The sequence below is a fragment of the Lacinutrix sp. genome (assembly GCF_037625555.1).
Classification (GTDB): domain Bacteria; phylum Bacteroidota; class Bacteroidia; order Flavobacteriales; family Flavobacteriaceae; genus Lacinutrix.
Map to the genome: position 1 here is coordinate 1 of NZ_JASJHV010000016.1, position 3,638 is coordinate 3,638.

Genomic DNA, 3,638 nt, shown 5'->3' on the forward strand with positions numbered 1-3,638 from the left:
CCGGTGATATTAAACATATGCCTAACCAAAAATGGCATAAAATTATTTCATTTATAAAATCAGGAGTTAGAATATTGGGTTATTGCTTTATCCCCTTTAGTTTGGTTACCGCAACCATTTTACTTATATTAAGTGAAATAATAGGAATAGTAGAAGAATTAGTATAAAAATTAAATTAAAATAAATAAATTATGAACAAGCAATTATGGTATTTCTCAGCAGATTGGTGTGGACCTTGTAAAACATTTGGTCCTACTATGGATCGTTTAGAAGCTAGTGGAAATGTAGGTAAAATTAATAGAATTAACATCGATCATGATGCCCATGCATTAACTAGATTTGGTATTAAAAGTGTTCCAACTGTAATCCTAGTAGAAAATGAACAAGAAGTAAAACGTTTTGTAGGTGCTAAAACAGAACAACAAGTAATGGAGTTTTTTAATGGGTAAATTTCAATCAAGTAAAGTATTTGATGGATTTTCAACTGTATTCCGTCAATGGAAAGCAAATACTACTCACTGTCAGTTTATCCATGGTTATGGTATATCTTTTAAGGTATATTTTGAAGGTGAATTAGATGATCGTAATTGGGTTTGGGATTTTGGCGGTATGAAGCGTGCTAAAACATTAATTGATGGTATGCAACCTAAAGCCTGGATGGATTATATGTTTGATCATACTACAATCATTGCTGAAGATGATCCCTTCCTAGACGCTTTTAAGGATATGGAAGAATCAGGAGTAGCTCAAATTAGAGTAATTCCTGCTACAGGTGCCGAGAAGTTTTCTGAATATATATTTAATAAATTAAATGAATTTGTGAAAACTGAAACTGAAAATAGAGTTAGAGTAACAAAAGTTAAATTTATGGAGCATGGTAAAAATGCTGCTTATTACGTAGAGTAAATATGAACCCAAAATTATGGAATAAAACGGCCCCTTTAGGTCGTATCGAAGATTATAATAAAGTACTTCCTGTACTTGAAGTATATCGTTGTATTCAAAGTGAAGGATCTCGTTTTGGTAGACCTACAATTGCTGTTAGAACTACAGGATGTACACATAGATGTTTCTTTGGTGAAGGAGGTTGGTGTGATAGTTGGTATACTTCAATACATCCTGAAAAAGGAGGATTTACCTTTAATGACATTGTTAAAATTTACGATGAGAACCCTCATGTAAAAGAAATGATGTTAACAGGTGGTAGCCCAACTATGCATCCGGCATTAGTAAATGAATTAACCCACTTTGCAAATGAGAGAGATATTTTAATTACTATTGAAACTGAAGGTTCTCATTACTTAGAAACGGATTACCCAATTGGTCTTATTTCACTATCCCCTAAATTTAGTAATAGTGTTCCAGTTGTAGGAGCTATGACTCCAAATGGTTCAATTACAGATGAAAAAATGGTTCAAACCCATAATCGTCTTCGCCTCAATACAGAGGCTATATTAGCTACTATGGCTTATCATACTGATTATCATTACAAACCAGTATGGGATGGTACAGATGAAGGTCTTGCTGAAATAGAGGATTATAGGCAAAAACTAAATATTCCAAAAGACAAAACATTTGTTATGCCTGCTGGTGATACTAGAGAAACATTAATTGAAATGTATCCTTTAGTATTTGAAATGTGTGCTGAGCATGGTTATAATATGACTGGAAGAGATCATATTATTGCTTATGATACTAAGCGACAAGTATAATGAATAAAGCACTAGAACTACTAACCCAAATTGAGGAAAATGTTTCAGTGTGTTGTGCTATTACTATGGAGCCGGAAGAAGTTCTGGCTCTAATAGACGAATTAAGAGAAATATTAGAAAGTAAAAATATATGAGGGAATTAATTACAGCTAAAGATATTGAAATTCAAACTAAAATTATAGGTAAACAAATTGCGGATAACCATAGAGGGGATAAAACACCAGTTATAATGGTGGGTTTACTTAATGGTTGTTTTGCGTTTTACAGCGATTTAGTTCGAGCTATGCCGATTGCGGTGGAATGTGATTTTATGCGCGTTAAATCGTATACAAAACGCAAACAAGGCGATATACAAATCACTAAAGACCTAGAAACACCTGTAAAAGGTAAGCATGTTTATATTGTAGATGATATCTATGATACTGGAAATACTATGGCAGCTGTTATAGAATATTTAGAAGTAAAACACCCAGCTTCAATCTCAATAGTAGCTTTAGTTACAAGAAAAACATCACCAAAACCTAAAAAAATAAAACTTCACAAAGCATTTACAATAGATGATGAGTGGTTAATAGGTTATGGTATGGATGATAGTAAAGGATTTAACAGAAATTTACCTTCAATTTGGGCTTTGTAAATAGGGTTCGTATATTATATTAAATAAAAAGTTATAAATGGAAAACAAACGTAGAAAAATCCACGAAGAATTAGAAGTGGTACAAACCGGTTTCGCAAATGGTGTTGCTGAAGGTTTCCCACTTAATAGTGATCAAAAACAAGAAATGATTAATGAAGCAACTATTGCTTATGGTCAATTTCTAGATGCTTTAAAGTGTGATTGGAGAAATGATCCAAATTCAATGGAAACACCTAATCGAGTAGCAAAAGCATATGTAAATGATTTATGGGCGGGACGTTACACAGCAATGTCTCCTATTACTTCATTTCCAAGTGATGGTTATGATGGAATTATAATCGAGAGAAACATACCATTAACCAGTATGTGCTCACACCACCATCAAACAATTGGAGGAGTAGTTCATGTTGGTTATATTGCTGGAGATGAAGGCCAAGTAATTGGATTATCTAAATTAAACCGAATTGTAGAATTATTTGGTCGTAGAGGTGCTATCCAAGAACAACTAACATCAGCAATTCACAATGCTGTAGATAAAGTTACTGAAGGTAATAGAGGTGTTATTATTACAATAGTAGCAGGGCATAATTGTGTAAGTTGTAGAGGCGTTAAACATCAAGGTGCCTCAATGGTTACAACTAAAGCATCAGGAGTATTTAGAGAAAATGATAATTTGTCTCGTAAAGAATTCTTCGATAGCTTGAAAATAAATAATGGTGGACATCAAATATAAAAATTAAAATAAATAAAGTTATGAGTTATTGGACAGGAAAAGTCGTTATCAAAACAGAAGATGAACGAGGTAAAGTAAAAAAAACAACAGAACAATTTCTAATTGATGCTGAGTCAGCTACTGAAGCTGAAGTCAAAATCTATAAGGAATATGAAGGTTGGAATGGTGAATTTGAAATTATGGGGGTAAATAAGTCTCGTATTATTAAAATATTAGTATAATGAGTAATTTTAAAGAATTAATTGAATTAGAACTACGTAATAGTTTAGGCTTATTAAATTCACTACGTGATAGAGATCAATTAAGTATGGTCCCTGAAATTGAATGGGCTAATATAATATCACAACGCATTGTTGATAAGTTTAAGGGTGAGTATGTTCCCTTTGTAAGCGAAGTAGAAGAGTTTAATGCAACAATGGGAAAACCAAACAATTATGAACCTACAATACCTGAAAACACTAAGGAATGGATGTTTGTTTACGACTTCATTCTCGAAGAACTTGAAGAGTATAAAGCTGCCTGTGAAGCGGGCGATATTGTTGAGGTGCTTGATGCT

General features: G+C 32.9%; 6 protein-coding genes and 1 pseudogene. All 7 read left to right on the forward strand.

The features are described from left to right. Window positions 1-191 precede the first annotated feature (191 nt). Window positions 192-449, forward strand: coding sequence for a thioredoxin family protein (locus tag QNK89_RS00910; RefSeq protein ID WP_340169104.1), 258 nt, complete (start codon window positions 192-194; stop codon window positions 447-449). Beyond that, a complete protein-coding gene (locus QNK89_RS00915) occupies window positions 442-906 on the forward strand; it encodes a 6-carboxytetrahydropterin synthase (RefSeq protein WP_340169105.1) in 465 nt (154 codons plus the stop codon). The genes QNK89_RS00910 and QNK89_RS00915 overlap by 8 nt, the downstream gene beginning before the upstream one ends. 2 nt (window positions 907-908) lie before the next feature. Then, window positions 909-1,712, forward strand: coding sequence for a 7-carboxy-7-deazaguanine synthase QueE (locus tag QNK89_RS00920; RefSeq protein ID WP_340169106.1), 804 nt, complete (start codon window positions 909-911; stop codon window positions 1,710-1,712). Between the two features lie 130 nt (window positions 1,713-1,842). Beyond that, on the forward strand, window positions 1,843-2,349 hold the full coding sequence (locus tag QNK89_RS00925) for a phosphoribosyltransferase family protein (protein WP_340169107.1): 507 nt from the start codon (window positions 1,843-1,845) through the stop codon (window positions 2,347-2,349). A gap of 37 nt (window positions 2,350-2,386) precedes the next feature. Next, window positions 2,387-3,082: a GTP cyclohydrolase I gene (locus tag QNK89_RS00930; protein ID WP_340169108.1), complete on the forward strand. Its 696-nt coding sequence runs from the start codon at window positions 2,387-2,389 to the stop codon at window positions 3,080-3,082. 20 nt (window positions 3,083-3,102) lie between these two features. Further along, window positions 3,103-3,303: a DUF4494 family protein gene (locus QNK89_RS00935; protein ID WP_340169109.1), complete on the forward strand. Its 201-nt coding sequence runs from the start codon at window positions 3,103-3,105 to the stop codon at window positions 3,301-3,303. Next, a pseudogene (locus QNK89_RS00940) lies at window positions 3,303-3,638 on the forward strand (hypothetical protein); the annotation flags it as partial. The gene QNK89_RS00935 and the pseudogene QNK89_RS00940, both read left to right, overlap by 1 nt.